The sequence below is a fragment of the Ramlibacter sp. PS3R-8 genome (assembly GCF_037572435.1).
GTDB lineage: Bacteria > Pseudomonadota > Gammaproteobacteria > Burkholderiales > Burkholderiaceae_C > Ramlibacter.
In genome coordinates this window covers 88,630-114,281 of the sequence record NZ_JBBHGT010000007.1, presented here as the reverse complement: position 1 = coordinate 114,281, position 25,652 = coordinate 88,630, and the positions used below count along the sequence as shown (strand labels likewise).

Here is a 25,652-nt window from a genome sequence, read left to right as displayed (position 1 = left end):
CATCAATTGGGCCAGCGGGTTGCTTCCTATGATGGTCTCAGAGGCAACATGAACACCACCTTGCGCAACGGCAGTCGGATCGCACGCGCGACCATCCTGGCCCTGCTGCTGCTGTTCATCGCTGTGGGGTCCGTGTTCGCACAGGTGTGCAGCATCGGCGAGCACTTGGCATGCGCGGCCGCCTGCGAGGAAATGAGGGAAAGTGTGCCTTCGCAGGCCCGCCATGATTCCGCGCCTCTGGTTCAGCCTTTCCACCCGCTGCCGGAGTGCCCAGTCTCCTCCGCGGCGGCCGCGTCGGTCGGGCAACAGTCACGCGCGCCTGTCGAAGCGGCAGCGCATCGCATCGTTCCCATCCCCATTCTCTTTCTCCGGTTGGCGCTCTAGCGGGCGCTCTTTGCCCGTTCGCGTCCGCGGCGGCCGCTCGGCACCGCCGCCAGTCCCTTGCATTCCGGAGAAGGAAAAATGACTTCCGTATCCCTGCGCAGCCTCCTGCGCGCTACCTCGCTTGCTGCGCTGCTCACGGCCGCCATCGCTTCCGCGCAGCCGCCCCTTCCCGGCACGAACCTCGCATCCCTGCTGGATTACGCGCGCGCCCACAACCCGGAGCTCGCGGCAATGCGCCTGGAGGCGGACGCCGCCGCGCAACGTGTCCAGCCGGCCGGCGCCCTTCCCGATCCGGTGCTGCGCGTGGAGCTGGAGAACGTCAACAACTATGGCAACGGCGGCGGCGTCAACCTGTTGCCTTCAAAGGTCGGCGAGACGAAGTACACGCTGATGCAGCAACTGCCCGCCTGGGGCAAGCGCGAGCTGCGCAGCGCGGCCGCCGCCGCCGACGCGTGGCAGGCGCAGGCGCGCAGCATCGCGACCTGGTCGGAGCAGGCGATGCGCATTCGCACCGCTTTTGCGCAGTACTACCTGGCCAGCCGAAGCGAGCGCATCACGCGCGAGCTCCTGGACCTGGTCGTACGGCTGGAGCAGGTGGCGCAGGCGCGCTACGCCGGCGGGCTGGCGCCGCAGCAGGACGTGATCCGCTCCCAGCTGGAACAGACCGCCATGCGGGCGGAGCTGATCGCCCTGGCCGGCGAGAAGCGCCAGCAGCAGGCGCGCATCAACGGGTTGCTGGGCCGGGATCCCGCGGCACCGCTGGCCGAGCCGGAGGCGCTCCCGCCGCTGCCTGCGACCGGCACGTTCGCCGCGCCGGAGCTGATCGCACGTGCGCGCAGCGCCAGTCCCACCGTGCAGGCCGAAAGGGCACGGCTGCAGGCAGCGCAGGCGAACCGCGAACTCACGCTGCGCAATCGCTATCCGGATTTCAACATCGGCATCTCGCCGTCGCAGATGGGATCGCGAATCACGACCTGGGGCGTCATGGTGGAGGTCAACATTCCGCTGCAGCAGTCCACCCGCCGCTCGCAGGAGCGCGAAGCCGTGGCCATGGTGGACGCCGCACAGGCCCGGGCGGAAGCAGCGGCGGTGCAGGCCGCGGCCGGCCTGCAGGAGCAGGTGGCCGCCTTGCACGCTGCGCGCGAAAGCGAAACGCTGATCGCTACGCGGCAGCTGCCGCAGTCGGAACTGGGACTGCAGTCCGCAGTTGCCGCGTATGAATCGGGCAAGGTGGACTTCGCCACCCTGCTGGAAGCCCAGCGCCTCACGCGCAAGGCGCGGCTGGACCTGTTGAAGTTTCAGACCGAGGCGCAGGCGCGTGCGGCCGAGATCGAACGCACCTTGGGAGAGTCGCTGTGAAGAACGCTACCGTGGCCGTCCTGGCCGTTTCCGTCGCTGTCGGCGGCCTGTTCGCCGGCCAGTGGTGGGGCGCACGCCGGCATGCTGCGCCTTCGAGCGAGGGTGCCATCGCCTCGGCCGCACCAGCTGCACGCAAGGTCCTCTACTACCGCAACCCGATGGGCCTGCCCGACACCTCGGCGGTGCCGAAGAAGGATCCCATGGGCATGGACTACATCCCGGTCTACCAAGGGAATGAAGCGGAGGGCGCCAGCGCGGCCGGCCAGCTGCGCATCAGCGCCGACAAGGTACAGAAGCTCGGCGTGCGAATGGAGGTCGCCGCGCTGCGCCCGCTGGGCCGCGTCGTGCGCGCGAGCGGCCGCGTCGAACCCGACGAACGCCGGGTATATGCCGTGACGGCCAAGTTCGAAGGTTACGTGGAGCGCCTGCACGTGAACGCGACGGGGCAGCCCGTGAGCCGCGGACAGGCTCTTTTCGAGGTCTACAGCCCCGAACTGGTCTCCGCCCAGCGCGAATACGCCATCGCTGTGCAGGGCATGCGCTCGCTCGCCAACGCGGGCGGCGACGCCGCGGCGGGCATGAAGCAGCTGGCCGAAGCCAGCCTGCTGCGCCTGCGCAACTGGGACCTGCCGGCCGACCAGCTCGAAGCGCTGGCGCGCACCGGTGAAACGAGGCGAAGCGTCACCTTCCGCTCGCCGGTAGGGGGCATCATCACGGAAAAGAAGGCGCTGCAAGGCATGCGCTTCCTGCCGGGAGAGACGCTCTACCAGGTGACCGACCTCGGCTCGGTGTGGGTGATCGCGGACGTGTTCGAACAGGACATCGGGCTTATGAAGCCGGGCGCACGGGCCAGCGTGCGCATCAACGCCTATCCGGATAAGGCCTTCGCCGGCACCGTGACCTACGTGTACCCCACCCTCAAGGCGGAGACGCGGACAATCCCCGTGCGAATCGAGCTGCCCAATCCCGGACAGTTGCTCAAGCCGGCGATGTACGCGCAGGTCGAACTGCCCGCGGCTGACGCCCGCCCGGTGCTGGCCGTGCCGGACTCGGCGGTGATCGACAGCGGCACGCGCCGCATCGTGCTCGTGCAGCTTGGCGAAGGCCGCTTCGAGCCGCGCGAGGTGCGGCTCGGCGCCCGCGGCGACAGCTACGTGCAGGTGCTCGAAGGTGTTCGCGAGGGCGAACAGGTGGTGGTCGCGGCGAACTTCCTGATCGACGCTGAGAGCAACCTGAAGGCAGCCATCGGCGCCCTGGGGGGTCACGCGGGGCACGGCGCTCCCGCGGCCAGCCCGGCGTCCGCTCCGGCTCCCGCAGCTGCGCCGGCGGGCGCGGCCGCGGGACACCAGGGGGAAGGCATCATTGAGGGCATTGAAGCCAGGGCAGGAACGGTCAGCCTGGCGCACGGGCCCATTGCCACCCTCAAGTGGCCGGCAATGACGATGGACTTCAAGGTGGCGAACCCTTCCCTGCTGCAAGGGCTCAAGGGCGGCGCACGGCTGCAGTTTGAGTTCGTCGAGCGTGGCCAGGGTGAATGGGTGATCACGAGGATTTCACCCGCGGCCCCGTCGTCGCCGGCTCCAGCCACCCCTCCCGCCGCCCACTCCCGCCACTGAGGAACAGCCATGCTTGCCAAGATCATCGGCTGGTCCGGCCGCAATCCCTTCCTGGTCCTGCTCGCGACCCTGTTCGTCACCATCTGGGGCGTCTACGCCGTCCTCAAGACGCCGCTGGACGCGCTGCCCGACCTCTCCGACGTGCAGGTGATCGTCTACACGGAATACCCCGGCCAGGCACCGCAGGTGGTGGAAGACCAGGTGACCTACCCGCTCACCACCGCGATGCTCGCCGTGCCGAAGTCCAAGGTGGTGCGCGGCTTCTCCTTCTTCGGCGCTTCCTTCGTGTACGTCATCTTCGAGGACGGCACGGACATCTACTGGGCGCGCAGCCGCGTGCTCGAGTACCTGAACTTCGCGTCGAGCCGGATGCCCAAAGGCGTGACACCGCAGCTCGGTCCCGACGCAACGGGGGTCGGCTGGGTCTACCAGTACGTCGTCGTCGCCAAGAACCGCACCCTCGCCGAGCTGCGCAGCATCCAGGACTGGTTCGTGCGCTACCAGCTCACCAAGGCTGCGGGCGTGGCGGAGGTCGCCTCGATCGGCGGGTTCGTTCAGACCTACCAGGTCACAGTCGACCCCGCCAAGCTGCGCAGCTACGGCATCCCGCTGTCCAAGGTGGGACAGGTGATCCGCGACTCCAACCGCGACGTGGGCGGCCGTGTGGTGGAGATGGCCGAAACCGAGTTCATGGTCCGCGGCAAGGGCTACCTGCGCGGGCCTGCCGATATCCAGAACCTCGCGGTCAAAAGCGAGGCCGGCACGCCAGTCCTGATCCGCGACATCGCGCGCGTGGAGCTCGCGCCGGACGAGCGCCGCGGACTGAGCGAGCTGAACGGCGAGGGCGAAGTGGTATCCGGCATCGCCATGGCGCGCTACGGCCAGAACGCGCTGGAGGTGATCCACAACCTGAAGCAGAAGGTCGCTGAAATCTCCTCGGGTCTGCCAGCTGGCGTCAGCATCGAGGCCGTCTACGACCGCTCGGACCTGATCCACCGCGCCATCGACACCCTCAAGCGCACGCTGCTCGAGGAAAGCCTGATCGTCGCGGTGGTCTGTGTCGTGTTCCTGCTGCACGTTCGCTCGGCGCTGGTCGCCATCCTGATGCTGCCGGTAGGTGTGCTGATCGCCTTCATCGCCATGCGGCTGCTCGGGATGAATTCCAACCTCATGAGCCTGGGCGGCATCGCCATCGCCATCGGCGCCATGGTGGATGCGGCCATCGTGATGATCGAGAACGCGCACAAGCACATCGAACGACTGCCGGCCAATCACGGCAGCCGCGAGCGCGCCGCGGCAATGCTGGAAGCCTGCGAGGAAGTCGGCCCGGCCCTGTTCTTCTCGCTGCTGATCATCACGGTTTCGTTCCTGCCCGTCTTTACGCTGGAGTCCCAGGAGGGTCGCCTGTTCTCGCCGCTGGCCTACACCAAGACGTTCGCCATGGCAGGCGCCGCCCTCCTGTCGGTCACGCTGGTTCCGGTGCTGATGATGCTGTTCATCCGCGGCCGCATCATGCCGGAAGCTAAGAACCCGGTGAACCGCTTCCTGATCTGGGTCTATCGGCCCATCATCGCCTGGGTGATGCGCTGGAAGAAGCTCACGATCGCGGCTGCGGTCGCCATCCTGGCGGTGACGCTCTACCCGGCCTCCAAGCTCGGCACCGAGTTCATGCCGACGCTCAACGAGGGAACCCTTCTCTACATGCCCGCGTCACTGCCCGGCATGTCCATCACCAAGGCCGCGGAGCTGGTCCAGACCCAGAACAAGATCATCAAGAGCTTCCCCGAAGTGGCTTCCGTCTACGGCAAGGCAGGCCGCGCCAACACGGCCACCGATCCCGCGCCGGTGGAGATGTTCGAGACCGTGATCAACTTGAAGCCGGAATCGGAATGGCGTCCCGAAATGACCACCGACAAGCTGATCGCCGAACTAGACAAGGCGCTGCAGTTCCCGGGCGTGTCGAATGCCTGGACGATGCCGATCAAGGCCCGCATCGACATGCTGTCCACCGGCATCCGCACGCCCATCGGCATCAAGGTGTTCGGCAAGGACCTGCTGGAGATGGAGAAGGTCGCCAAGCAGATCGAGTCGGTCGTGAAGGCGGTGCCCGGCACGACATCGGCTTTTGCCGAGCGCATCACCGGCGGCTCCTACCTCGTGATCGAGCCGGATCGCACCCAGCTTGCCCGCTACGGCCTGTCGGTGGGCGAGCTGCAGGACGTGATCGGGACCGCCCTTGGAGGCGAGATGGTGACCACCACCGTCGAAGGGCGCGAGCGCTACGGCGTGACGGTGCGCTACCCGCGCGAGCTGCGGGCCAACCCGCAGCAGATCGAGCGCGAGGTGCTCGTGCCGACCGCCGACGGGCGCGCGATGGTGCCGCTCGGCCAGGTGGCGAAGGTGAGCGTGGAGCGCGGCACGCCCGGCATCCGCACGGAGAATGCGCTGCTGTCGGCGTACATCTTCGTGGACATTCGCGACCGGGACATCGGTTCCTACGTCGCCGACGCCCGCAAGGCGGTGGCCGAGCAGGTCAGCTTCCCGTCAGGCTACTACGCCACTTGGAGCGGCCAGTTCGAATACATGGAACGCGCCATCGAGCGGATGAAGATCGTGATCCCGGTGACGTTGCTGACCATCTTCCTGCTGCTGTACCTGAACTTCCGCCGTCTGACCGAGACCCTGATCGTGATGCTTTCGGTGCCATTCGCGCTGGTTGGCGGGGTCTGGCTGATGTGGTGGCTCGGGTACAACCTGTCGGTGGCGGTGGCGGTGGGCTTTATCGCGCTGGCGGGAGTCGCGGCCGAAACCGGTGTGGTCATGCTCATCTATCTCGACCAGGCATGGCAGCAGGTGCGCGGCAAGTGCGCGGCCGAGGGCCGCAGTCCGAAGGCAGCCGACCTGTACCACGCGATCATGGAAGGTGCCGTCGAGCGCGTCAGGCCGAAGATGATGACCGTCGTCGCCATCATGGCGGGGCTGCTGCCGATTCTGTGGGGAACGGGCACCGGCTCCGAAGTCATGAGCCGGATCGCGGCGCCGATGGTCGGAGGCATGATCTCCTCCACGGTGCTGACGCTGGGCGTGATCCCCGCGATCTACGCACTGGTCAAGCAATGGGAGTTGCGGCGCGCATCAGATCGCGCGCCGCAACCGGGGGCAACCGCGAAGCCCGGCGCTCTGGCGACCGTGGAATAGCGCGTGCCACGCAAGGATGTGCTGACCACGGCGTGGCGGCTGAGCCCCCGCGCAGGCAGAGCACTGGTTCCGCACGGCACGCTTCTCAGCGCGCCAGGTTCCACGCGACGTAAGCCAGCAGCGCGAGCATCAGAAGCCAGCACGTCCACTCGGTCGCGACGACCCAACGTGGCTTCATTTCCGCCGGCATGCGTTCCGTGCGCATCATGGCGACCATCGCGCCGCCATGCACGACCATCCCCACGAGCAGCGCGGGGACCGCGAATGGTTGGAGCGCATTGGCGAACAGGAGCGCGACACCGGCACCGAGGATGCCGGCACCTAGGCTGCTCACCAGCGATATCCGCTTTTCGCTTGACGTTATCATTTGCGAGGCCTCGGCCCTGCCCGACGCCGAGCGCTACCTGCAGCGATCCTGCATTGCGTGCATGTGATTGCGCATCTCTTCCGCGGACATAGACATGCGCTTCCTGTGCTGCTCCATCATGGACTGCCGCTCGGCGTCGGTCTTTCCCGCCATCATTTGCCGGTGCATCTCGCACATCGCTTGCGGGTCCGTCGCGCCGTGGGCTGCACCAGGTGAGCTCGCGGAATGTTGCCCGTGCGAGGCATTGCCCGTCGCGGCGCAGCCGGCGAGGGCAACCACAGCGAGAGCAGCTGCGGCAAGGGAAAGGCGAAAGGATGAGGATCTCATGGAAGTTCCTGGTCTTTGTCTTGGGCGTAGTAGGAATACGAGGGGTAGGCTAGTGAGAAGGCTGGCGGTCTTCGGCACGGATCACGAGGGCTGGGACCGGCGCGAGGCGAATGATCTGCTCGGCGCCGCTGCCGAGCAGCACCCGGCCGATGCCGCGCCGGCCGTGCGTGCCGACGACGATCAGGTCCGCTTCGAAGCCGATCGCCTGCTGCGCGATCTCCTCCCCCAGGCGCTGGCCGCTGACTTCGACCATCTTGCCGTCCGCGGGAACCCCGGCTGAAGCGGCGATATCCAGGGCGTCTTGCAGCACCTTCTCCCCGTAGACGCGCGCCTGCTGCAGGATCTCGGGGCCCTGTTCGTATCCCGTAAGGTAGGCAAAGGCATCGAAGGAGTGCACCACCCGCACGCGAGCTCCCTGCTCGCGGGCAAGCTGCAGGGCGGCGGTGAGCGCCTTGTTGGCCGTATCGCTGCCGTCGGTGGGCACCAGGATTCGCTTGAACATGGATGAACTCCTCTCGGATGTCTCGATGTTGCCTTCGTCATGCTCCACCCGGGTTGATCATGATCAATTCGCGGTCGCGGCGAGCAGGAGCTGGGTGCCGCGAAAAACCATCCACTCCTCGCGTGCCTGCACCGACAGGATCGCTGCAGGCGATCCTTCGACCTGCAGTTCCGCAACGCCTGCAGCATCGCTTAAAGGCTTCCCATTGCGCGCCGGGTCCAGCACGAGGCCGAGGAATTCCATACCGCGCATGACGGACGCGCGCACGCCCGCCGAGTTCTCCCCGATGCCCCCCGTGAAAGCGACCGCATCGCAGCCGCCCATGGCCGCTGCGTATGCGCCGATGTACTTGCGAATGCGGTACGCATACGCCGCGAGCGCCAAACGTGCGCCCGCGTCGCCTGCGACGGCTGACTCCTCGATCAGCCGCATGTCGCCGCCGTGCCCACCGAGCGCCGCCAAACCGCTCTCCTGGTACAGCATGCGTTCGATCTCAGGCAGCGTCAGCCCCAGCTCGCGGTGGATAAACCCCGGCGCGCCAGGGTCGATGTCGCCGCAGCGGGTTCCCATGACCAGGCCCTCGAGCGGCGTCAGTCCCATCGACGTGTCCACGGACCGGCCGTGCTCGATCGCACAGACACTCGCCCCGTTGCCCAGGTGGCAGCTCATGATCTTCAGGTCGGCTGCCGGCCTGCCCAGGCGACCAGCCACGGCTTGCATCACGTGCTCGTGCGACAGGCCGTGGAAGCCGTACCGGCGCAGGCCTGCGTCGCGCCACGCTGCGGGAACCGCATAGCACGATGCATGCTCCGGCATCCCGGAATGGAAGGCGGTATCGAACACCGCCACCTGGGGCGTCTGCGGCCACAACGCGCGAGCGGACCGTACCGCGTCGAGCGAGAGGCGGTTGTGCTGCGGCGCCAGGTCCAACAGGCTCTCGATCTCGCTTTCGACCGCGGCATCGAAGAGGACAGGCGCGTGACGCCTGCCCCCATGGACGACGCGGTGGCCGATGCCGGTCAGGCGCGCGACCTCCTTCGGCAGCCCGCGACACACGTCGTCCAACGCGCTTCGCACATCGGCGGGGCGGTCCACGATGGAGTGGGCCAGGGCCGTGCCGTCCTCTGCAAACAGGGCGTACTTGAGGCTGGCGGAGCCGAAGTTCAGGGCGAGGAAATGGTTCATGCGTTCCTGTCGCTCCTGAGGACACCGAAGGCAAGGGCACCGACGACCACCAGCGCCGCAGCCCCAACGAAGGGCAACCAGGGCGCCACGGCATAGAGCGCTCCAGTCGCCGCAGCACCAAGAGCTTGGCCGAAACTGCTGGCCGCTGCCTGCCGTCCAAGCCCCCACCCCTGGCGCCCTCCGGCGGCCTGGGAGATGCGGACGGCCAGCGCTGGCACGAGCACGCCGACGGAGCTTCCCGCCAGCAGGAATGCGAGGGCGGGCAGCCAGGGTGTCAGGGGCCAGGCGAGCAAGGCGAGAGCTGCCGCGAGGCCGCCAAACGCGCCGCCGACCATGCGCGGCTCGCCCAGCCGCCGTTCCAGCCATGGATAGCCCCAGAGTTGCGCCAGCACCATGACCGCGCTGCAGATCCCGAAGTAATAGACGACGAGCTCCGGCGGGACTTGCGGCTGGTCGCGGCTGACCAGCGTGATGCCCACCTCGGCCACCGTGATTGCCAGCAAGACCAATCCGGTGAGTGGCAGCGCCTGCCGGATCGCCCGTTCGTGGCCGTTGCCACCGTGTCCGTGGGCGAGCCCCGCTTGCATCGCGGGCAGGGTGAGGACGGCAGCCGCCGCCGCGAATGCCAGGAAGGCGGCAATCGCAAAAGGAGAGTCGAGCATGGGCCGTCCCGCCCGTGCCGCCACCATATCGCCGAGCAGGTTTCCGACCACGGGACCGAGGACAAATCCGAGCGCGCCGGCGCTCGCCACCCACGCAAAGCGATTCTGGCGCTGTGCGGGCAGGGTTCCGTCGACCATGCAGGAAAACACGGCGGGCGCGACGGCAGCAGACATCCCACCGGCGACGATGCGCGCTGCGTAGAGTGCGGGCAGGCTCGATGCGAGATCCAGGGACCACAGCGCCAGTCCCGTGCCGGCCAAGCCGAGTGCGATCACCTTTCGACGGTCCATGCGATCGGAGATGGCGCCCCACACCGGAGAGAACAGGACCAGTGCCAAGGTGAAGGCCGCGGTGAGCCAACCGGTGTGGCCGGCCACCGATGGCCTCGACACCAGCGGCTCCAGCACGCCGGGCAGCAGGGGCAATGTCACCCCGTAGCCCATGGAAACCACGAGCGCCGCCGCGAGCAGCACCGAGAAGCGCGCCCCTGACAGCGGCTGCATGTCAGCTCCCGAGCGGAGCGGCGAGTCGGTGCTCACCGCGCGTCGAACAGCACGTGCGGATCGCCGCAGCCGCGGACGGAATCGATCTCGGCTGGATCCAGCACCGAGTCCAGCGCCTGCCCGAGCGTCTCCGCTGCCGCGGCTACCGCATGTGCCCAGGTGCTGCGGTTCGCGAACAGCATGCCGTTCACGTCGAGCGTGCCGCCGCGGCTGATGAAACCAAGGGTCCGCGTTCTTGCCGGTCCGGTGTCCAGCCGGCGCAGCAATCCCACCATTGGCTCGGGACGGGTGTGGGTCAGGATCACGCGAGCAAATATTTCCGGCGGGAACAGCCTGGCGATCTCGGCGTCGCTGGCCGTCACAGTCGACTCGGCGGAGTCGCGCGGCATGCGGAAGCGACCGGGTTCCAGCACGTAGCTCAAGGCAACCGGCACGCCGCGCGCAGCGAGGCGGTCGGCGGCCAGCAGCGCCTCCTGCAGCTGGTAGGCGCCGATCGCAACGAAAAGCACGCGCGCCTGTGCGTCGTTGCGGATCATCATCGCCCCGTCTTTCACCAGCCTCTGGGCCTGCGCCGGAGAGGCGCGCACCGGCAGGGGACGCTTGGGGACGACCATGGACCAGAACTGGCCGTGCGTGACGTACGCTGCCAGCAGCGCCGCCTGCGCCGTGTTCCAGTCACACGGGAACAGGACGCGTGACGTGTCGCCCATCTCGCCCAGGAGCGTTTCGCCGAAGGTCGGATCCTGGTGGGATTGCTCGTTCTTGCCGTTCTCCCAGGCATGGGAGGTGGCGACGGTGACGACAGACAACCACTTGGGCGGGCGTCCGGCCAGGGCAAGGTGCCGCGCGAACAGGATCTCCTGCCGCAGCGCCCCGAGCATCTTGGCGGCAAACGCCTCGTACGAGACGACCAGGTTGAGGCCGCCTTTGTTGGCCAGCGCCGCGCTGACCACTGCCTCTTCGTTGAGCGCGGTGATCACCGACCCGGTGATCGACTCCGACACTCCTGGCTCGGGGCTCACCACCCGGTGCTTCAGGATGTCCAGCGTGCCTCCCATGCGGTTGCTTCGCAGTTCGTCCGGGTTGCCGACCCGAACGCGCAGATGGGAGTTCCGCCTGACCACGGCCTGGAACGCGGCGTCGATGCCGTCCATGGGCGATGCGAGGCTGCCGGCGGAGGGAGCGGCAGGCAACTCCGGCGTGACGATAGCCGGCACCGAGCGCGTTGCCAGAATATGGTCCTTCTCGCGCGGACGCCCCTGCACTTCATGCAGGTTCAGCGCGGCCACGGCGGCGCGTAGTTCATCGGGCGCCACATGCAGCAGCGCTGTGCCCTCGTTGAAGCGTCGGCGGGCCTGTGCGTCCGTACGCGGGTTCGCGCCCAGGGGCAGGTTGTGCGCGTCATTGGTGCCGGCCCCAGGAAACCCGAAGCCCTTGGGGGCCTCGGCGATGGTGTAGTGCAGGTGTGCCGGATACACCATGTCTCCGCGCTGGACAGCCGCGGCACACGCCTGCTGCCGGTCTTCCATGGTGAAGATGGCCCACGCGAAAGCGGCGGGGTCCGTCCCGTCGATGGCGATCGGATCGAAGCCGTTATTGCGCAGGTGCTCCTGCAACCAGGCGACCCCCCCGAGCTGCTGCATGGTGCTGCGCTGTTCGATCCGGCGGCCGTTCAGCACCATGATCGGCGCCACCAGCCCGCTGTCCTCCGCGCGCCACCAGCGTGGGGCCCAGTCGCTGCCACGCTGCTCCTCGAAGGCGCCGTCGCTGAGGAAGGCCACGAGCCGCTCGCCGGGGAGGGGCATGTGCACGTACTGCAGCTCGGTGAAGCCCAGGTACCCCCCTTCCGAGATGCCGCCGGCGGTGTTCGCGCTGACGTGGCTGCCCAAGGGCGAAGCGGGCGTCCCGTCGGGCGTAAGCGCGTACGAGTAGAAGTCATTGACAAAGCGCGTCAGCCCGGCTTCCGTCGTGTCGTAGCGCTCCGCCTGAACAGGGAGGAGATTGCCGACCAGCAGGTTGCAGGCCTCGATGCCAGCCACGCTGTGACCCTGCCCCATCACCCAGGCACGCGTATGGGCGGTGAGGCTGTTCGCGGCCAGGTAGCCGATGTAGGCGGGCACCATGTTCAGGGAGCCGCCGGTGTGGCCTTCGGGAACGCGCTTGAAGTCCTCGGCCGCGAGCGGCATGCCATCGCATCGAACGCTCGAGGCGTACGTCATGTGCACCGTGAGCCACATGGCCGCTGCGGCGACGCGATCGGCGGCAGCAAGCACGCGATACACATTGGCGGCTTCGCACGTGCGCCGCTGTGTGACCAGCAACTGCGCCATCTCATGCACCCGCACCTGCGTGCGCGCGGCATGCCGGATCGGCCCGTAGCCCTCCGCCCAGTGGGCGAAAGCGGGATCGGCCTGGCGGAACAGCTCGGCGTGCGATGCGGCCAGGGAGTCTTCGTGCTGGAGCGGGTGGGTGTCTTGCATGGTGGAGGTCAAAAGCTCCAAGCAAGGTACCGGCAGCAGGCGCCCAGGCGCTTGATCCTTATCAAGTCAGAACCTCAGCGCGTCCGCGCTCACCCCCGCGGCGCGGGCAGATCACGCCTTGCCGGGCACGATTGACATGTCTCAACTGCTGCATTCCGGCCACGGCTTCCAATGGCAGATCCAACCCGACTGCAAACCTAGGAAACCATGTCACCGGAAAGTACACCATTCCTTGCGCCCGCCCAAGCTGTTGCATCCGCGCTCGCCGTCGGCCTGCTGGTGGGGCTCGAACGCGGGTGGAGCCAGCGGGGGATGGACGAAGGGGGGCGGGTGGCCGGTCTGCGCACCTTCGGTCTCATCGGGATGTTGGGCGGCGTCCTGGCGGTCACCACCGCGGGCGCGAGCGCACTCGCGGTCGGCCTGGGCGCCATCGCAGTGCTGTTCGCCGTGTCGTACCGGCGGGCTTCGCTGGCAGCCGGCAGCTTGAGCATCACCACGGCCGTCGCCGGCCTCGTCACCTTCGTGCTGGGAGCGCTCGCCGCAAGCGACCAGGCGGTGCTTGCCGTTGCGGGTGCCGTGCTGGTGGCCCTGCTGCTGGGGCTCAAGCCAACGCTTCACCACTGGCTGCGCCTCATCGCGCCGGCAGAGCTCACCGCCCTGCTGCAGCTGGGTGTGCTCTCCGCGGTGGTGTTGCCTTTGCTGCCGGACGCCGGCATTGGACCGTACGGGAGCATCAATCCATTCCGCCTGTGGGTCGCCGTCATCCTGATCGCGGCGCTCTCCTTGCTGGGCCACGTGGCCAGCCGCTTGGTAGGCCAACGTCGCGGCTTGCTCTGGGTGGGGTTGCTCGGTGGACTTGCTTCCTCCACGGCTGCCACGCTTTCGCTGTCCCGTATGGCGCGCGGCCAGCGCGAACTGGCCCATGCCGCAGCCGCTGGCGTGTTGGCGGCTTGCGGCGTCATGTTCGTGCGCATGGCCCTCGTGGTGAGTGCGCTCAGCACGGCCGGGACAATACGGCTCGTCGCGCTGCTGGTGCTCGTGGGGCTTGTTGCCTCCTCGGTGGCTGCGTGGATCTGGCGTTCTGCGCGTGGCATCCCGTCCTCGACCGATGCAGCGCGCCACCCTCTCGAAACCAAGGTGTTCGACTTGGCATCGGCGCTGGCGTTCGGCGGGCTGCTGGCAGGCGTGAGCATCCTCGCCCGCGCGGCGAGCGACGCGTTCGGAATTGCCGGCCTCTATGGCGTCGCCTTCGTCTCGGGTCTGGCTGACGTGGACGCGGTGGTCATTTCTGCAGTACAGCTCCCGCCTGCAGGCATGTCGGCCGCCGCACTGGCGACGACGGTTCTGATCGCCAGCGGCGCCAACCTGCTGGTGAAGGGGACCATGGCTTGGCTCGTCGGTGGACGGGCGATGGGTGGCTGGGTCCTGGGCGGGTACGCGCTGCTGGCCGGACTCGGTGCAGCACTGGCCGTGGCCGCCGCGTGGATGTAGCGCCTCTCAGCGTGCGATACCGCGTACCATCAGCGCGAGCGCCATGAGCCAGAGGACCGCCGGCACCAGCAGCAGCCAGCGAAAGTCCGAATGCAGGACGAAGTTCACGGCACTCATCGTGCCCACGCTCGTCGCTCCCGCAAGGATCATGGCGACCAGCGCGGGGCGCTGGCGCAGCCGGCCGAGGTGCATGGCAAGCGCCAGCGTGAGCACCCCCGACGCGGCCATGAAGCCGCCCATCACGGTGAACACGAGATCCAGCCAGCCGGCCAGTCCGGGCAGCGATGCGCGGATCTGCTCCAGCGTGGCGCCCATGAATCGCGGATCTTCCGGCAGCAGCGGTGGTCGCAGGAAGATGAAGTACATCCCGAGTCCGACCAGCCAGACCCCGCAAGCGATGAACAGTCGGCGCGCAGCAACGTTAGCGGTCATCTCACATTCCTGTCAGTTTCGCGGATCGCCGCGGCAAGCTCCGGCCCGACGTCGATCCCATTGGATTCATGCGGCAGCGTGTTGCAGGTGACGACGCGGCCCGCGCCCGCATCGCGCAAGGCCTGCACCGCGTCCGGCGCGAACACCGCATGCACGCCCACGCAAACCGGCGCGGTCCCGAATGCCTCCCGCGCGCGGGATGCGGCCACGGCCATGGTCCGCGCGCTCGAGATGATGTCGTCGATCAGCACCGGTGTGCGGCCGCGGTACGCGCCGGCCTCCGGGACCGTGATCTCGACGCGCCGATCCCCCAGCCGGGTCTTGGCCAGCACGATGGCCGGACAGCCGACCCGGCGCGCCACGTCGCTGGCCCACTGCTCGCTCTCGGAATCTGGGCCCACGATTACGGGTTGCGGCACTTCGGCCGTCACCCACCGGGCAATGGCGGGCGCGCTTGCCACTGCCTGTGCCGGCACGCTGTAGATCTCAGCCAGCGAGGCATACCGGTGGAGGTGCGGGTCCACGGTTACTAGCCAGTCGAAACGCGCGGAGAGGAACTGCGCAAAGCTGCGCGATGTCACCGCTTCGCCCGGGTGGAAGCGTCGGTCCTGCCGCATGTAGGGCAGGTAAGGCGAGACGAGACCCACCCGGCGCGCGCCGAGTTCCCGAGCAGCGTCCGCAAGATACCAGAGGGACAGCGCCTGTGGGTCCGGGTCACGCAGGGTGGCGACGAGCACCACGTCGCAGCCCTCGACGCTGCCTGCCAGGCGCAGGTAGCTCTCGCCGTCCGGGAAGCGCCGCGACTCCACTTCCACTATCGGGGCTTGCAGGTGCAGGGCCAGCCCTCTTGCCGTCGGCTCGGCACCAGGGGCCGCCAGCAGGATGGTCTTCATGGTTCGTCTCCGATGGTGATAATGCCCTCCTGGGCTGCGACATAGGCTTGCGCATAAGCGAGCTCGCCAGGCGTCAGGGCATGCAAGTGAAAGAGCGGCTGGCCGCGTTCGACGCGTGACCCGAGCTTCACTTCCATCGCGACGCCCGCCACTGCGGCAGCCGGCGCGCCGGCCAGCTTGGCGGCTTGCGCGATGCGGCGGTTGTCGATCGAGAGCACCACGCCGGCGCGTTCGGCGACAATGGGTTTCACCTGGGTGGCATGCCCAGGTTCACGCATCCCGCCCTGGGCCTGGCAGATTGCCTGGAACTTCGCCCATGCGCGCCCGGCGTCGAGTGCGGCGCGCGCCAGCACGTATCCTTGGCCCGCGGGTGCGAGGTCGCCGATCTCCAGCACGTGCCCAGCGAGCACGAGGGCGCGCTCGCGCAGGTCCTGCGGTGCGCTCGGCTGAAGTTGCAGCACGCCTAGCACGTCCCACGCCTCCAATGCCGGCCCGATGCCACGGCCGATCGGCTGGGTGCCGTCAGTCTGCACGACGCGCAATTGAAGCCCCACGGCCGTGCCCACCTCCGTCAAGGCGCTTGCGAGCGCGTCCGCGGCCTCGCGGCTGCGCACCTTCGCCGTTGGGCCGACGGGAATGTCGATCAACACCCGCTGCGAACCAGCGGAGGCCTTCTTGGAAAGGACGGAGGCGACCAGCTGCGCGGTGCTGTCGATGTCGAGCGGGCGTTCGACGCGGATCAGGACGTCGTCCGCCGGGCTCAGCTGCACGGAGCCGCCCCACACGATGCAGCCGCCTTCGCGTTCGACGACCCGCCGCATCGCCGGCAGATCCAGATCCACCGGTGCCATGGTTTCCATGGTGTCGGCGGTACCGGCCGGAGAGGTGATGGCGCGCGAGGAGGTCTTGGGCATGACCGCGCCGCAGGCGGTGACAATCGACACCACGAGGGGGGTTGTGCGGTTGCCAGGCAGGCCGCCGACGCAGTGCTTGTCCACTACGGGTCCCTTGGCCCACTGCAGCCGCTCGCCCACGGCGATCATCGCCTGCGTTAGCGCGATGGTCTCGCTGCGCGACATGCGGTCACCCGAGCAGGCCGTGACGAATGCCGCCAGGTGCAGGTCGGACACGCGGTTCGCGGCGACGTCGCGCATGATCGCCCGCAGCTTGACCAGGTCCAGCGGCACGCCGTAGATCTTGCTGCGAATGTGGCGCAGCGATTCAAGCACCGGCGCATGGGCCACATCAATGATGTCGCCCTCGCGCGCACCGAGCGCTTTCCAGGCTGCCTCCGATAGCGCGGCCTCGTCCGTGCCGATCCAGCCAGCCCGCACCTGGTGCAGCGTGGCGATCACGCTGCGGGCGGCGAGCTTGAGCTCCACCCGGGCCTGGGCCTCGAAGCCCTCGGAGCGGCAGACGGGGCAGTCCGCATGCATGTACACGATGGGCGCCTGGTACGTGTCGATGGCGGCGCGTCGCGCCACCAGACGCGCACCGCTGGGATGCGAAAGCTGCTGCTGCATCACAGCTCCACGGCCTGCATGTGGTCGGGAACGGTGCACGACCAGCCATGCTTCTCCTCGATGGCCTGGCGCAGGTGGTCGGCCGCCACGGGCTCGCCGTGGGTGACAAACACCCGGCGCGGCGCTCGCGGCAGCTTGGCCAGCCAGGCGAGCAGTTCGTTGCGGTCAGCATGCGCCGAGAGCGCGCCGATGTTGGCGACCTCGGCGCGCACCGGGACATAGTCGCCGTGGATCTTGATCTGCGTCGCCCCGCCGGCGAGCGCAGCACCTCGGGTTCCCGCCGCCTGGTAGCCGGCCAGCAGCACCGTGTTGCGGTGGTCCGGTGCGAAAGCCTTCAGGTGGTGGACCACGCGGCCGCCGGTCGCCATGCCGCTGGCCGAAATGATCACCGCCGGGAAGCGGAGCTCGTTCAGCTTGCGCGACTCTTCGACCGTGTTGACGATACGCGCGCCGGTGTGCATGCGGTCGCACTCTTCCACGCTCAGCCGGTGCTGCGGGCGGTACTTGTGGTAAAGCGCCGTCGCATTCACGGCCATGGGGCTGTTCAGGAACAGGGGCAGGTCCGGGATGCGACGCTCTTTCTTCAGCACCGCGACGATGTGCATCAGCGCCTGGGCGCGGCCTACCGCAAAGGCGGGGATCACCACGACGCCGCCCCGGGCGGCGGTGCGGTTGATCGCCCCAGCCACCAAGGTTGCCGGGTCTTCATTCGCATGCAGCCGGTCACCGTACGTCGACTCAACGATCACATAGTCGGCAGCAGCCGGCGCCTCGGGTGGACGCATGATGACGTCTTCATCGCGGCCCAGGTCGCCGGAAAACAGCGCCGAGCCGCCCTCCCAGGCAACGTGCACGCTGGCCGCGCCCAGGATGTGGCCAGCTGGCGAGAAGCGGATCGACACGCCCGGAATGGGCTCGAACGCAGTCCCAAAAGGCTGCGCGCGGAACAGCCGCAGCGCGCGGCGGCCGTCCTCCTCCGTGTACAGCGGCTCGGCCGGGTGGTGCTTGGAGAATCCATGGCGATTCGCGTAGAACGCATCCTCCTCCTGCAGGTGGCCGGAATCGGGCAGGAGCAGCTCACACAGATCGCGCGTGGCTTCGGTCGCGAAGACCGGTCCCTTGAACCCCTTCTTGATGAGCCCCGGAAGGTAGCCGCTGTGGTCGATGTGGGCATGGGTCAGCACCACGGCGTCGATGCTCGCAGGGTCGAGGGGAAAGCGGTCCCAGTTGCGGAGGCGCAGTTGCTTGAGGCCCTGGAAGAGGCCGCAGTCGACCAGCAGCCGGCGGCCGTCGTGCTCGAGCAGGTACTTGGAGCCGGTGACGGTGCCCGCTGCCCCCATGAACGTCAGTCTCATTGTTGTGTTCCTTTTGTTTGAATGACGCACCGGTGTTCAGGCCGGGCGCCGTGCGCCGGCTTGGCTGCGCGGGAAGAAACGCGGCGTGCGCGCGGCGTACTGCCGATATTCCTCGCCGAACTCGCGCAGCATGTCGGCCTCCTCGCGGGTAGACAGGTACCCGTACATGAACACCAGGATCGGGAACATCACCAGCGTGATGAGCGTCGGCCATTGCAGCAGGAAGCCGAACATGATCAGCACGAAAGCAACGTATTGCGGATGGCGCATGCGCGCGTAGATTCCTGTCGTGGCCAGCCTGTGGGAACGCTGCGCGTCATAGAGAACGCGCCAGGCAGTCGATAGCAGGATGAAGCCTCCAAAGATGAAAAGATTGCTCAGGAGGTGAAACGGTCCGAAGTGCGGATTGGTCTTCCAGCCGAAGATCATCTCCAGCAGGTGCCCGGCGTCATGCGAGAGGAAATCGATTCCCGGGAAGCGCGTGGTGAGCCACCCGGACAGCAGGTAGATCGTGAGCGGGAAGCCGTACATCTCCGTGAACAACGCGACGATGAAGGCGGAGAAAGCGCCGAAGGAGCGCCAGTCGCGCTTGCTTTGAGGCTTGGCAAAGCTCAAGGCGAAGATGATGAAGACCAGCGAGTTGACAACGACCAGGCTCCAAAGGCCATAGGAGGACGGGGCGTTCATTTGCCGGCCTCCCGGTTAGTGGTTTGCTGCGCCTGATCCTGCAGCGGTTCATCGCGTCTCCCGTGCGCGTGCCCGCCATGCGCGCCGTGCCCGCCATGTCCTCCGTGCATGAACATGTGCAGCAGCGGGCAAGCCAGGAGGAGGATGAAGGGCAGGTACTCGAAGACGTGTGCACGGTGTTCCGTCAGCAGGAAGAACGCTGCGATGCCGATGAACACGAACAGCACGATGCGGCCGCGGGAGCCGGGGTCGGAGCTTGGCTTGGTCTGGTGATGTTGATGGTCGTTCACGTGGAGCCTTTCGTTCAAGGCGATATTCCCGCCTTCGTGTGCACGTTAGCTGCTCGCCCCATTGCGCACTTGACCTGCGTCAAGCGGGAACCCCGCGCACGCGCAGCTGACGGAACTGTCATGGGCGTGAAATGCGGCGGCCGGTTACCCGCCTGTTGCTGAGAGCGTTCCGGTTCATGCAACTAGCCCGCCGATACGACTTGAGACATTCGGAGCCCTGGTCACCGGCACGCGCGGCTTCGACTGGGCGGGTTGAGAAATAGGATTTCGTCCTCGGTGGAGCAATGCGACCGCTTTGGGGCAAAAAAAAGTGGCATGCAGCCACTTCGGTCGCTAGACCAAACCCTTTTCTGCCATCGAGAGCGCGGCGCCAGGGGCGACGATCACGTGGTCCAACACCCGGATGTCCACCAACGCTAGTGCGGCCTTGATCGTCTGCGTCAAGGCTTCGTCAGCGCGGGAAGGCTGCACCGTACCGCTTGGGTGGTTGTGCGCCAGTACGACAGCTGCCGCGTGGAGCTGGAGGCTTCGCGCGACAACTTCCCGTGGATAGACAGACGTCTGCGTAAGGGTGCCGCGGAACATCTCCTCCATGGAGATCAGTCGGTTCTGCGCGTCCAGGAACAGCACGGCGAACACCTCATAGGGCTGGCGGGCCAGATGAAGCTGCAGGAAGTTTTTAACTGCGTCCGGCGAACTGAACACGTCCCGCTCCTGCAGCTGTTGTGACGTTGCCCTCTTCGCCAGTTCCAATACGACGCCGAGTTCTGGTCTAGGCGGTTGCTCCCCGGTTCCCGCACGACCGTCACCGGCGAGCAGTTGCGCAATTCCTCCGGCGCGGTTGATCAGCGCATCTGCGAGTTGGGTTGCCGGGTGTCCCGGTGTCCCAGTCTTCAGCAGTACGGCCACCAGCTCCGAGTCCGTCAGGGCTGTCGGACCCAGTCGGGACAAACGCATCCGAGGGCTCTCGCCAAAGATGGCCGTCACAACTTCCCCTCCCCCGGCCCCGGACGCGGCACCCCCTGGCAGCAGCCTGTCAGCGAAAGCTGGTAGCACACCGAGGCGAGCTCACTGAGCTCGGCCATCAGCGTGCCAAGGCTTTCCATGCATTCGGCCGGGATCGTGCGGTCCTCGACCTGGACTGCAGAGTGGGCCAAGAGATGCCCGATCGCGCCAAGCCCCAGTTGGATCACCCGCATGCTGGTCTCAGCATGATGAGCGATCCTCTCTCGCCCAAAGGGCGACGGTTCGGCCTGGTTCAGATGCTGCAGCAATGCGCGCATTGGCCGTACCTGCGGACCGGGGTGACCTGCGTTGTAGCTGGCCACGCAAGCGTCCTTGGCTTGGCGCGATGCGCGCCGAGCTTTGCTTTCCATAGTCGTCCTCCAAGAAGTCAGTTGTGGCTGTGAACGTGGCCGGAAGGATCGGCTTTCGCCGAGAGCTTGTCCCGCAGGGTGCGCCGGCTACTTCGCGAGGCTGTGTTTTCCGGGTGCGGTGGAGGTTCGGGGAAGAACTCCTGGACCACTGCCACGCCCTCCTCTGCGGATTCCTCGAATGCGCCGCGGGCGAACCCCTCACGCGCCGCACCGTCCAAGGCCTCCTGGTCGAAGCCTCCCGCTCGACGCGCTGCGTCCAGGTCCTTCGCCTGCGCTAGCGTCTCAGCCAGGGACGAACCTGCCCTGGTCGTCAAGTCGACGTAGAAGATCGGGGTGCCGAACGACTGCGCGGTGGATTTGCCTCGCAACCGAAGTTCCAACGGCAGGCTCGCCAGCAGTCCTCCTGAAAGCGCCTGCAGGTAGTGAAGACGCGCAGCCAGGGTGCGGATGCTGTTGAACCCCGTGGTCCTGAAAACGAACGTTCCGAGTTCATCCTCATCTCCGATGCGCACATTCATGCGCGCGTACGGTTTGCAGCCTCCTTCAGCCGCCAAAGCGCAGCCGTCGGGCGAAGGGCAGGCCAAGGTTTGCACGCCCTCTGCAGTTGCGCGTTTGCAGGTCTCTCCATTCCCGACGCAGACGGGCCGACCTGTCCGCCGGTCGAACATGGAGTAGCTGGCCCGCATGACCAGGTCGGGGTCGTTGAACGGCAGCCGGACAGGCACTGCCCTCAGCTTCGCACCAGCCGTCTCCCGCAGAGTCTGGTCGACCGGGTGCGGAATCCAGCCTTCCCTCCCCTGTACCTGCGTGGTGATCGTGAACTCATCGTCCTTCTCGGGCAGGCGCCTGCCATCCCGTTCGACCACCCGCCCGATGGAAATTCTTCCAAGCACTGGTGGCGTCAAGGCCAAGCCTTTGAGCATGTTCTCTCCTCGCCACCTTGCGGCGGCATAAACGCCGGAGGCAAGGCCTACGGCTTTTCGTTGATGACGAATCTGCGGGAGCCGCTCTTGGCGACTGAATATCGGCTGAACAGCTCCGGGTGCTCCCCGGCAAACCGCTCCGCATCGAACCTTGCGGAGTCCCGTGTCCGCTTCCAAGTCACGGACCCGCCGTTGAAGACGGCCTTGGTGGCATCTCCCATGCGCTGCTGGATCATTTGCTTCAGCTCGCCCATGCGGCGTTGCTCCTCGTCGAGTTGAACCTTCGCCTGCAGCAGATCGTTGAAGATGCCCTGGAGGTAAGGGTCGTCCGCAAACACGAGGCTTTCACCGAAGTCCTGTGGGAACAGCTTCTGTAGTGCGCGTTCTGCCGACTCACTGCCATCGACGGGCGGAGTGATCCCCTGCGTCACGAGCCGCCAGAACTCCTCCTCCAGCCGCACCAGCTGCGCGATCATGGTTTCGTCGCGCTCGATGCGATGGATCCGGAGTTCCTGGCCGCATATGAGCACGGCGACGTCGGCTGCCTCTTTGCCGGTCACCGCGAGTTGATGCAACACCTGGAGCTGCACGTACTCGGGGACGCCATCGCGCCACAGCCGCGCGCCGTTCAAGCCCGCGGTCTTGCACTCCAGGATCTGGACGTCAGGGGCGCCCACCACTTCACGGTCGAGGTTCGCAAGCATCCAGGGGTAGTCCGGGTGTGCAAGCACGGCGTTTACGCGGCGGACGCGGTTTCCCGTCTTCTTCGTGTAATGCGCCGCCACGATCGGCTCGAGCAGTGTCCCCCAGTAAGCGGGGCTGGAGTCGTCATTGGGATCGATGCGAGACGATCCATCGTCACGTCCCGTCTTCTCCATCCAGAGTTCGAGCTGCGATTTGTACGGGTTCAGTCCCACGGCGGCGCCGGCATCGGAGCTCCCGATCCCGTTCCTGCGGACCGCGAGCCATTGCTCGCGATCGAGTTCCAGCGTCTTCACCAGGCGCAGCGCCGGCTTCGCCTTTCGCGGGCCGCGAATGTCAGCGACATTGTTCATGTTGGTCCTTCCTGAAAAAAAGAAGCCCCGCCGGGATTTCCGCGGCGGGGCCTATGACGAAACGACCCAGGTCAGGACACGAGGTCCAAAGCCTGATCCAGCGCTCGCTGCTTCACTGATGCGCCTTGGCCGAACCACGCACTCTCCAACCGATGGTCCTGGCTACGCGCGCGTCGCTCATGGTCGACGTACTCGGTGACCGCGTTGAGCAGCCCCCAGGCAGTCTGCTTTGCAGATTGCATCTCGGCCCCGTGGCCGTGCCCTCCATAAAGCTCTTGCACGCGCTTTAGGGCGCGCTCATGCGCCAGGCGCTGGGTCGGATCAGCCGAGACGTCCGCTCCGCACAGCACCTTGAGGAAGAACCGGGTCGCTTCCTGGTCCTTCACCTTTCTCTCCGCGAGCGCCTTCATGCGGTACATGAAGTCATCCCACTGGCACACAGCAACGCCCAGGCGCTTCTTGACAGCGTCAGCGTCGAAGGCCGTGCTGTGCGGCACCTTGACAGCCCCGCTGGCCTGGTTGAGCGCCACCGTGAGCGTGTTGTTGCACACGACGCGGATACTGGTCGGCGTGGCCGTGGTCGCAAGCGTGCCATCGCATGAGGTCGCCAAGAGAAGGTATCCCTTCACCAGGTCGTCGCCTTTCAGCCTGGCTTCCTTCCCGATCCGCGCCAGCGCCCAGAACTTGCGGCCTTCCTTCAGGACTCCGGCAGTCTCCAGCTCGTAGCCGGAGACCTCTGTCAGGTCACGATAGAACTCCAGGACAGCGCGAGGCTGGACCACCTGGTAGCGGCCACTCACCACGGACAGCGGTCGATGGTTGTCGCTGCGGAACAGGACCTTCTGATCCGGGAAGGTCCGCACGTTGCCGCCCTCCTCGCCTGTCGCGTAGCTCACGGGCGATTCGTGGATGTCCCAGTCCATGCCTGCGCGCTGTGCCCAGACTTCGATCGGCTGCTTGTGAGGGAGCTCGTTGCCCAGGTGGTGCCAGGGTGCCGCGCCAACGTAGGCCATGCTTTCGATGAGATGTGCCATGTATCGCTCCTACTCCTTGGGGCCTGCATCAGCAGCGGCGTCGCCACTCTCGCCGCGCTCAGCGCGGAACGTGAAGTTGCAGTCCAGGCATTCCCGGTTGTCCATGAAGTTCTCGTCCGCAACCGCGCCGAGTGCGGCACCCATGGCGGCTCCTGCCGAACCGGCGAACAGCGCTGCGAGCGCGGCGCCAGCTACGCCTCCCGCTGCGGCGCCGGCTGGGCCGAATGCAGTTCCGACAATCACTCCTGTCTGGGCGCCGCGCAAAACGCTGATTGCGCCCACGGCGGCTCCGGTGAAGAAGCCGATCCCCGCGGCGGACTTCTTCCCTGTTTGGCGAGGGTTCACTCGCTCCGATTTGCAGTTCGGACAATTCATTGCAGCTTTCCGATGTTTGCTGTCAGGGACAGCAGGTGATGAGGCCGCCGCACTGGCATTGGCGCAACCGCGCGCGTTGCCGGACGGCGAAAAAACCCAAGTGGTGCGAACGTTCCCGCACGTGAAGCGCGAAGGCAGCATTTCCCCTGGATCTCTTTTGTCATATAGGTCTGAAAGAATCTGGGATCGATCTCTCATCTCGCCAGCAGCTTGTGTTTGCAGGCCGGCGTACGATCTAGCCATGACAAACATTGCATCGGCACTGAAATCAGAGATCTCGCGTCTTGCGCGTAAGGAATTGCGTACGGAGACCGAGGCCTCCAGGAAAGCGATCTCTGCTTTCCGGCATCACATCGCAGAGATGAAGCGCAGACTTCAGGCCCTTGAGAGAGAAATGGCGAAGCTGCACAGGGGCACGGCGAAGACTCGGACCGCCGCAGCCCCAGAGAGCGGGGCAAATCTGCGGTTTCGCGCAGCGGGCTTCGCCAAGCACCGGCAACGCCTGGGCCTGTCCGCCAAGGACATGGGGCTGTTGCTCAATGCTTCATCCTTGTCCGTGTACAAGTGGGAGCATGGCCAGGCGAGGCCGAGGGCCAATCATCTCGAGGCGATCGCTGCTTTGCGGAAAATGGGGAAGCGAGAGGCGAGGGAGCGCCTGGAACAACTGGGAGCAGCCTGAAGATCACGCTTCAGGCGCGAACCTTCCAGGCGGCGTCCAATCAATCCGGCTATACCGCTGCTTCTGGCAGACGTCTGTTCTCTACAGGGTGGTCACGGATGCGTCGAGGCGACGTCGCGGGCACAATCCGACCAACGGAGGTGGACCATGGCTGAATCGAGTATCGAGTGGACGGACTACACATTTAACGGTTGGATCGGCTGCACTCGCGTTAGCCCCGGTTGCGACAATTGCTACGCGGCTGCCCAAGACAAGTTCCGCGGCTGGACGACCGAGGGGTGGGGAGCCGGCAAGCCGCGGCGACGCACCAGTGAAGCGAACTGGAAGCAGCCGCTGCGGTGGAATGCTGCCGCGCAGCTCCAAGGTCGACGCAAGCGGGTCTTCTGCTCCAGCCTGGCTGACGTTTTCGATAACGAGGTACCCGACGCCTGGCGCGCGGATCTCGCTCGATTGATCCTTGCTACGCCGTCGCTGGATTGGCAGCTGCTCACAAAGCGGATCGGCAATGCAACGAGCATGCTCACCGAGATGTTCCCGCACGGCACTCCGGACCATGTGTGGATCGGCGCCACGATCGTCAACCGCCAAGAGCTGCTGCGCGATGGACCAAAGCTCATGGCTGTGCAAGCGCGCGTTCGCTTCTGGAGTGCGGAGCCGCTCCTCGAAGACTTCGGCAAGATTCCGGAAGGGCTGCTCCCCGCGTGGGCGATCGTCGGCGGGGAGTCAGGAGCGAAGGACAAGGTGCGCCCCATGGACATTGCTTGGGCGGAATCACTTGTGAGGCAATGCCGGGATGCTGGCGTGCGCGTATTCATGAAGCAGCTGGGCGCAAAGCCGCAGCAGGCCGGTGCAAGCTATACCAACAGCAGCGGCAAAGGTTCGATGATGACCGAGTGGCCTCGCGCACTGCGCATCCGCGAAATGCCGGCAACTGCTTAGAACTATGGGGCCGGGC

Annotated in this window: 24 protein-coding genes; 7 read left to right on the top strand and 17 right to left on the bottom strand. The window is 66.5% G+C overall.

From position 1 onward, the window contains the following. Positions 1–48 precede the first annotated feature (48 nt). The 4 genes from WG902_RS20355 (at position 49) to WG902_RS20340 (ending at position 6,557) form a co-directional block, all read left to right on the top strand. Positions 49–384: a hypothetical protein gene (locus WG902_RS20355; RefSeq protein WP_340062033.1), complete on the top strand. Its 336-nt coding sequence runs from the start codon at positions 49–51 to the stop codon at positions 382–384. Between the two features lie 78 nt (positions 385–462). Then, entirely contained in the window at positions 463–1,743 is a 1,281-nt protein-coding gene (locus WG902_RS20350) for a TolC family protein (protein ID WP_340062032.1), read from the top strand. Next, positions 1,740–3,359, top strand: coding sequence for an efflux RND transporter periplasmic adaptor subunit (locus WG902_RS20345; protein ID WP_340062031.1), 1,620 nt, complete (start codon positions 1,740–1,742; stop codon positions 3,357–3,359). Before WG902_RS20350 ends, WG902_RS20345 begins: the two co-directional genes overlap by 4 nt. A 9-nt stretch (positions 3,360–3,368) precedes the next feature. Beyond that, entirely contained in the window at positions 3,369–6,557 is a 3,189-nt protein-coding gene (locus tag WG902_RS20340) for an efflux RND transporter permease subunit (protein ID WP_340062030.1), read from the top strand. Between the two features lie 85 nt (positions 6,558–6,642). Here the strand turns inward: WG902_RS20340 and WG902_RS20335 are convergent, their stop codons facing one another. From WG902_RS20335 to WG902_RS20315, 5 genes are all read right to left on the bottom strand, one after another. Beyond that, positions 6,643–6,891 carry a hypothetical protein gene (locus WG902_RS20335; RefSeq protein ID WP_340062029.1) on the bottom strand — a complete coding sequence of 83 codons (249 nt, stop codon included), beginning with the start codon at positions 6,889–6,891 and terminating at the stop codon, positions 6,643–6,645. Positions 6,892–7,300: 409 nt separating this feature from the next. Then, a complete protein-coding gene (locus WG902_RS20330; RefSeq protein WP_340062028.1) occupies positions 7,301–7,753 on the bottom strand; it encodes a universal stress protein in 453 nt (150 codons plus the stop codon). Positions 7,754–7,816: 63 nt separating this feature from the next. Beyond that, on the bottom strand, positions 7,817–8,938 hold the full coding sequence (locus tag WG902_RS20325; protein WP_340062027.1) for an acetate/propionate family kinase: 1,122 nt from the start codon (positions 8,936–8,938) through the stop codon (positions 7,817–7,819). Further along, positions 8,935–10,104, bottom strand: coding sequence for an MFS transporter (locus WG902_RS20320; protein WP_340062026.1), 1,170 nt, complete (start codon positions 10,102–10,104; stop codon positions 8,935–8,937). Before WG902_RS20320 ends, WG902_RS20325 begins: the two co-directional genes overlap by 4 nt. A gap of 32 nt (positions 10,105–10,136) precedes the next feature. Continuing rightward, a complete protein-coding gene (locus WG902_RS20315; RefSeq protein ID WP_340062025.1) occupies positions 10,137–12,584 on the bottom strand; it encodes a xylulose 5-phosphate 3-epimerase in 2,448 nt (815 codons plus the stop codon). A gap of 207 nt (positions 12,585–12,791) precedes the next feature. On the opposite strand from WG902_RS20315, the gene WG902_RS20310 reads away from it, so the two are divergent. Continuing rightward, positions 12,792–14,075, top strand: a complete 1,284-nt coding sequence (locus WG902_RS20310; RefSeq protein ID WP_340062024.1) for an MgtC/SapB family protein — start codon at positions 12,792–12,794, stop codon at positions 14,073–14,075. A 6-nt stretch (positions 14,076–14,081) separates the two neighbouring features. Here the strand turns inward: WG902_RS20310 and WG902_RS20305 are convergent, their stop codons facing one another. From WG902_RS20305 to WG902_RS20250, 12 genes are all read right to left on the bottom strand, one after another. After that, entirely contained in the window at positions 14,082–14,507 is a 426-nt protein-coding gene (locus WG902_RS20305; protein WP_340062023.1) for a hypothetical protein, read from the bottom strand. Next, positions 14,504–15,400 (bottom strand): ribose-phosphate pyrophosphokinase, encoded by an 897-nt coding sequence (locus WG902_RS20300; protein ID WP_340062021.1) that lies wholly within the window; start codon positions 15,398–15,400, stop codon positions 14,504–14,506. The genes WG902_RS20305 and WG902_RS20300 overlap by 4 nt, the downstream gene beginning before the upstream one ends. Further along, positions 15,397–16,923, bottom strand: coding sequence for a thymidine phosphorylase family protein (locus WG902_RS20295; RefSeq protein ID WP_340062020.1), 1,527 nt, complete (start codon positions 16,921–16,923; stop codon positions 15,397–15,399). The genes WG902_RS20300 and WG902_RS20295 overlap by 4 nt, the downstream gene beginning before the upstream one ends. After that, complete coding sequence (locus WG902_RS20290; RefSeq protein WP_340062019.1) at positions 16,923–18,278, bottom strand: MBL fold metallo-hydrolase; 1,356 nt, start codon at positions 18,276–18,278, stop codon at positions 16,923–16,925. The genes WG902_RS20295 and WG902_RS20290 overlap by 1 nt, the downstream gene beginning before the upstream one ends. 36 nt (positions 18,279–18,314) lie before the next feature. Next, positions 18,315–18,965 (bottom strand): methyltransferase family protein, encoded by a 651-nt coding sequence (locus WG902_RS20285; protein WP_340062018.1) that lies wholly within the window; start codon positions 18,963–18,965, stop codon positions 18,315–18,317. Next, complete coding sequence (locus WG902_RS20280) at positions 18,962–19,255, bottom strand: DUF2933 domain-containing protein (RefSeq protein ID WP_445263713.1); 294 nt, start codon at positions 19,253–19,255, stop codon at positions 18,962–18,964. The genes WG902_RS20285 and WG902_RS20280 overlap by 4 nt, the downstream gene beginning before the upstream one ends. A 333-nt stretch (positions 19,256–19,588) precedes the next feature. Next, positions 19,589–20,212, bottom strand: a complete 624-nt coding sequence (radC, locus tag WG902_RS20275; RefSeq protein WP_340062172.1) for a RadC family protein — start codon at positions 20,210–20,212, stop codon at positions 19,589–19,591. Between the two features lie 26 nt (positions 20,213–20,238). Then, entirely contained in the window at positions 20,239–20,538 is a 300-nt protein-coding gene (locus tag WG902_RS20270) for a hypothetical protein (protein WP_340062017.1), read from the bottom strand. Between the two features lie 110 nt (positions 20,539–20,648). Then, on the bottom strand, positions 20,649–21,554 hold the full coding sequence (locus WG902_RS20265) for a recombination directionality factor (RefSeq protein WP_340062016.1): 906 nt from the start codon (positions 21,552–21,554) through the stop codon (positions 20,649–20,651). Positions 21,555–21,601: 47 nt separating this feature from the next. Beyond that, the gene (locus WG902_RS20260) at positions 21,602–22,609 is read right to left on the bottom strand and encodes a YqaJ viral recombinase family nuclease (protein WP_340062015.1); all 1,008 of its coding nucleotides are present in this window, start codon (positions 22,607–22,609) and stop codon (positions 21,602–21,604) included. Positions 22,610–22,680: 71 nt separating this feature from the next. Continuing rightward, positions 22,681–23,643 carry a DUF932 domain-containing protein gene (locus WG902_RS20255; RefSeq protein ID WP_340062014.1) on the bottom strand — a complete coding sequence of 321 codons (963 nt, stop codon included), beginning with the start codon at positions 23,641–23,643 and terminating at the stop codon, positions 22,681–22,683. A 9-nt stretch (positions 23,644–23,652) separates the two neighbouring features. Then, complete coding sequence (locus WG902_RS20250) at positions 23,653–24,261, bottom strand: hypothetical protein (protein ID WP_340062013.1); 609 nt, start codon at positions 24,259–24,261, stop codon at positions 23,653–23,655. On the opposite strand from WG902_RS20250, the gene WG902_RS20245 reads away from it, so the two are divergent. Both WG902_RS20245 and WG902_RS20240 read left to right on the top strand, forming a co-directional pair. Further along, positions 24,260–24,697, top strand: a complete 438-nt coding sequence (locus tag WG902_RS20245; RefSeq protein WP_340062012.1) for a helix-turn-helix domain-containing protein — start codon at positions 24,260–24,262, stop codon at positions 24,695–24,697. The genes WG902_RS20250 and WG902_RS20245 overlap by 2 nt on opposite strands. A gap of 147 nt (positions 24,698–24,844) precedes the next feature. Then, on the top strand, positions 24,845–25,636 hold the full coding sequence (locus tag WG902_RS20240; RefSeq protein WP_340062011.1) for a DUF5131 family protein: 792 nt from the start codon (positions 24,845–24,847) through the stop codon (positions 25,634–25,636). Positions 25,637–25,652: the final 16 nt, after the last annotated feature.

Excerpts from the sequence above, each read along its gene's own strand:
- WG902_RS20355 (WP_340062033.1), top strand. The coding sequence starts at position 49 with ATGAACACCACCTTGCGCAACGGCAGTCGGATCGCACGCGCGACCATC.
- WG902_RS20350 (WP_340062032.1), top strand. The coding sequence starts at position 463 with ATGACTTCCGTATCCCTGCGCAGCCTCCTGCGCGCTACCTCGCTTGCT.
- WG902_RS20340 (WP_340062030.1), top strand. The coding sequence starts at position 3,369 with ATGCTTGCCAAGATCATCGGCTGGTCCGGCCGCAATCCCTTCCTGGTC.
- WG902_RS20330 (WP_340062028.1), bottom strand. The coding sequence starts at position 7,753 with ATGTTCAAGCGAATCCTGGTGCCCACCGACGGCAGCGATACGGCCAAC.
- WG902_RS20325 (WP_340062027.1), bottom strand. The coding sequence starts at position 8,938 with ATGAACCATTTCCTCGCCCTGAACTTCGGCTCCGCCAGCCTCAAGTAC.
- WG902_RS20320 (WP_340062026.1), bottom strand. The coding sequence starts at position 10,104 with ATGCAGCCGCTGTCAGGGGCGCGCTTCTCGGTGCTGCTCGCGGCGGCG.
- WG902_RS20315 (WP_340062025.1), bottom strand. The coding sequence starts at position 12,584 with ATGCAAGACACCCACCCGCTCCAGCACGAAGACTCCCTGGCCGCATCG.
- WG902_RS20310 (WP_340062024.1), top strand. The coding sequence starts at position 12,792 with ATGTCACCGGAAAGTACACCATTCCTTGCGCCCGCCCAAGCTGTTGCA.
- WG902_RS20305 (WP_340062023.1), bottom strand. The coding sequence starts at position 14,507 with ATGACCGCTAACGTTGCTGCGCGCCGACTGTTCATCGCTTGCGGGGTC.
- WG902_RS20300 (WP_340062021.1), bottom strand. The coding sequence starts at position 15,400 with ATGAAGACCATCCTGCTGGCGGCCCCTGGTGCCGAGCCGACGGCAAGA.
- WG902_RS20295 (WP_340062020.1), bottom strand. The coding sequence starts at position 16,923 with ATGCAGCAGCAGCTTTCGCATCCCAGCGGTGCGCGTCTGGTGGCGCGA.
- WG902_RS20290 (WP_340062019.1), bottom strand. The coding sequence starts at position 18,278 with ATGAGACTGACGTTCATGGGGGCAGCGGGCACCGTCACCGGCTCCAAG.
- WG902_RS20285 (WP_340062018.1), bottom strand. The coding sequence starts at position 18,965 with ATGAACGCCCCGTCCTCCTATGGCCTTTGGAGCCTGGTCGTTGTCAAC.
- radC (WP_340062172.1), bottom strand. The coding sequence starts at position 20,212 with ATGCGTTTGTCCCGACTGGGTCCGACAGCCCTGACGGACTCGGAGCTG.
- WG902_RS20270 (WP_340062017.1), bottom strand. The coding sequence starts at position 20,538 with ATGCGCGCATTGCTGCAGCATCTGAACCAGGCCGAACCGTCGCCCTTT.
- WG902_RS20265 (WP_340062016.1), bottom strand. The coding sequence starts at position 21,554 with ATGCTCAAAGGCTTGGCCTTGACGCCACCAGTGCTTGGAAGAATTTCC.
- WG902_RS20260 (WP_340062015.1), bottom strand. The coding sequence starts at position 22,609 with ATGAACAATGTCGCTGACATTCGCGGCCCGCGAAAGGCGAAGCCGGCG.
- WG902_RS20255 (WP_340062014.1), bottom strand. The coding sequence starts at position 23,643 with ATGGCACATCTCATCGAAAGCATGGCCTACGTTGGCGCGGCACCCTGG.
- WG902_RS20245 (WP_340062012.1), top strand. The coding sequence starts at position 24,260 with ATGACAAACATTGCATCGGCACTGAAATCAGAGATCTCGCGTCTTGCG.
- WG902_RS20250 (WP_340062013.1), bottom strand. The coding sequence starts at position 24,261 with ATGGCTAGATCGTACGCCGGCCTGCAAACACAAGCTGCTGGCGAGATG.
- WG902_RS20240 (WP_340062011.1), top strand. The coding sequence starts at position 24,845 with ATGGCTGAATCGAGTATCGAGTGGACGGACTACACATTTAACGGTTGG.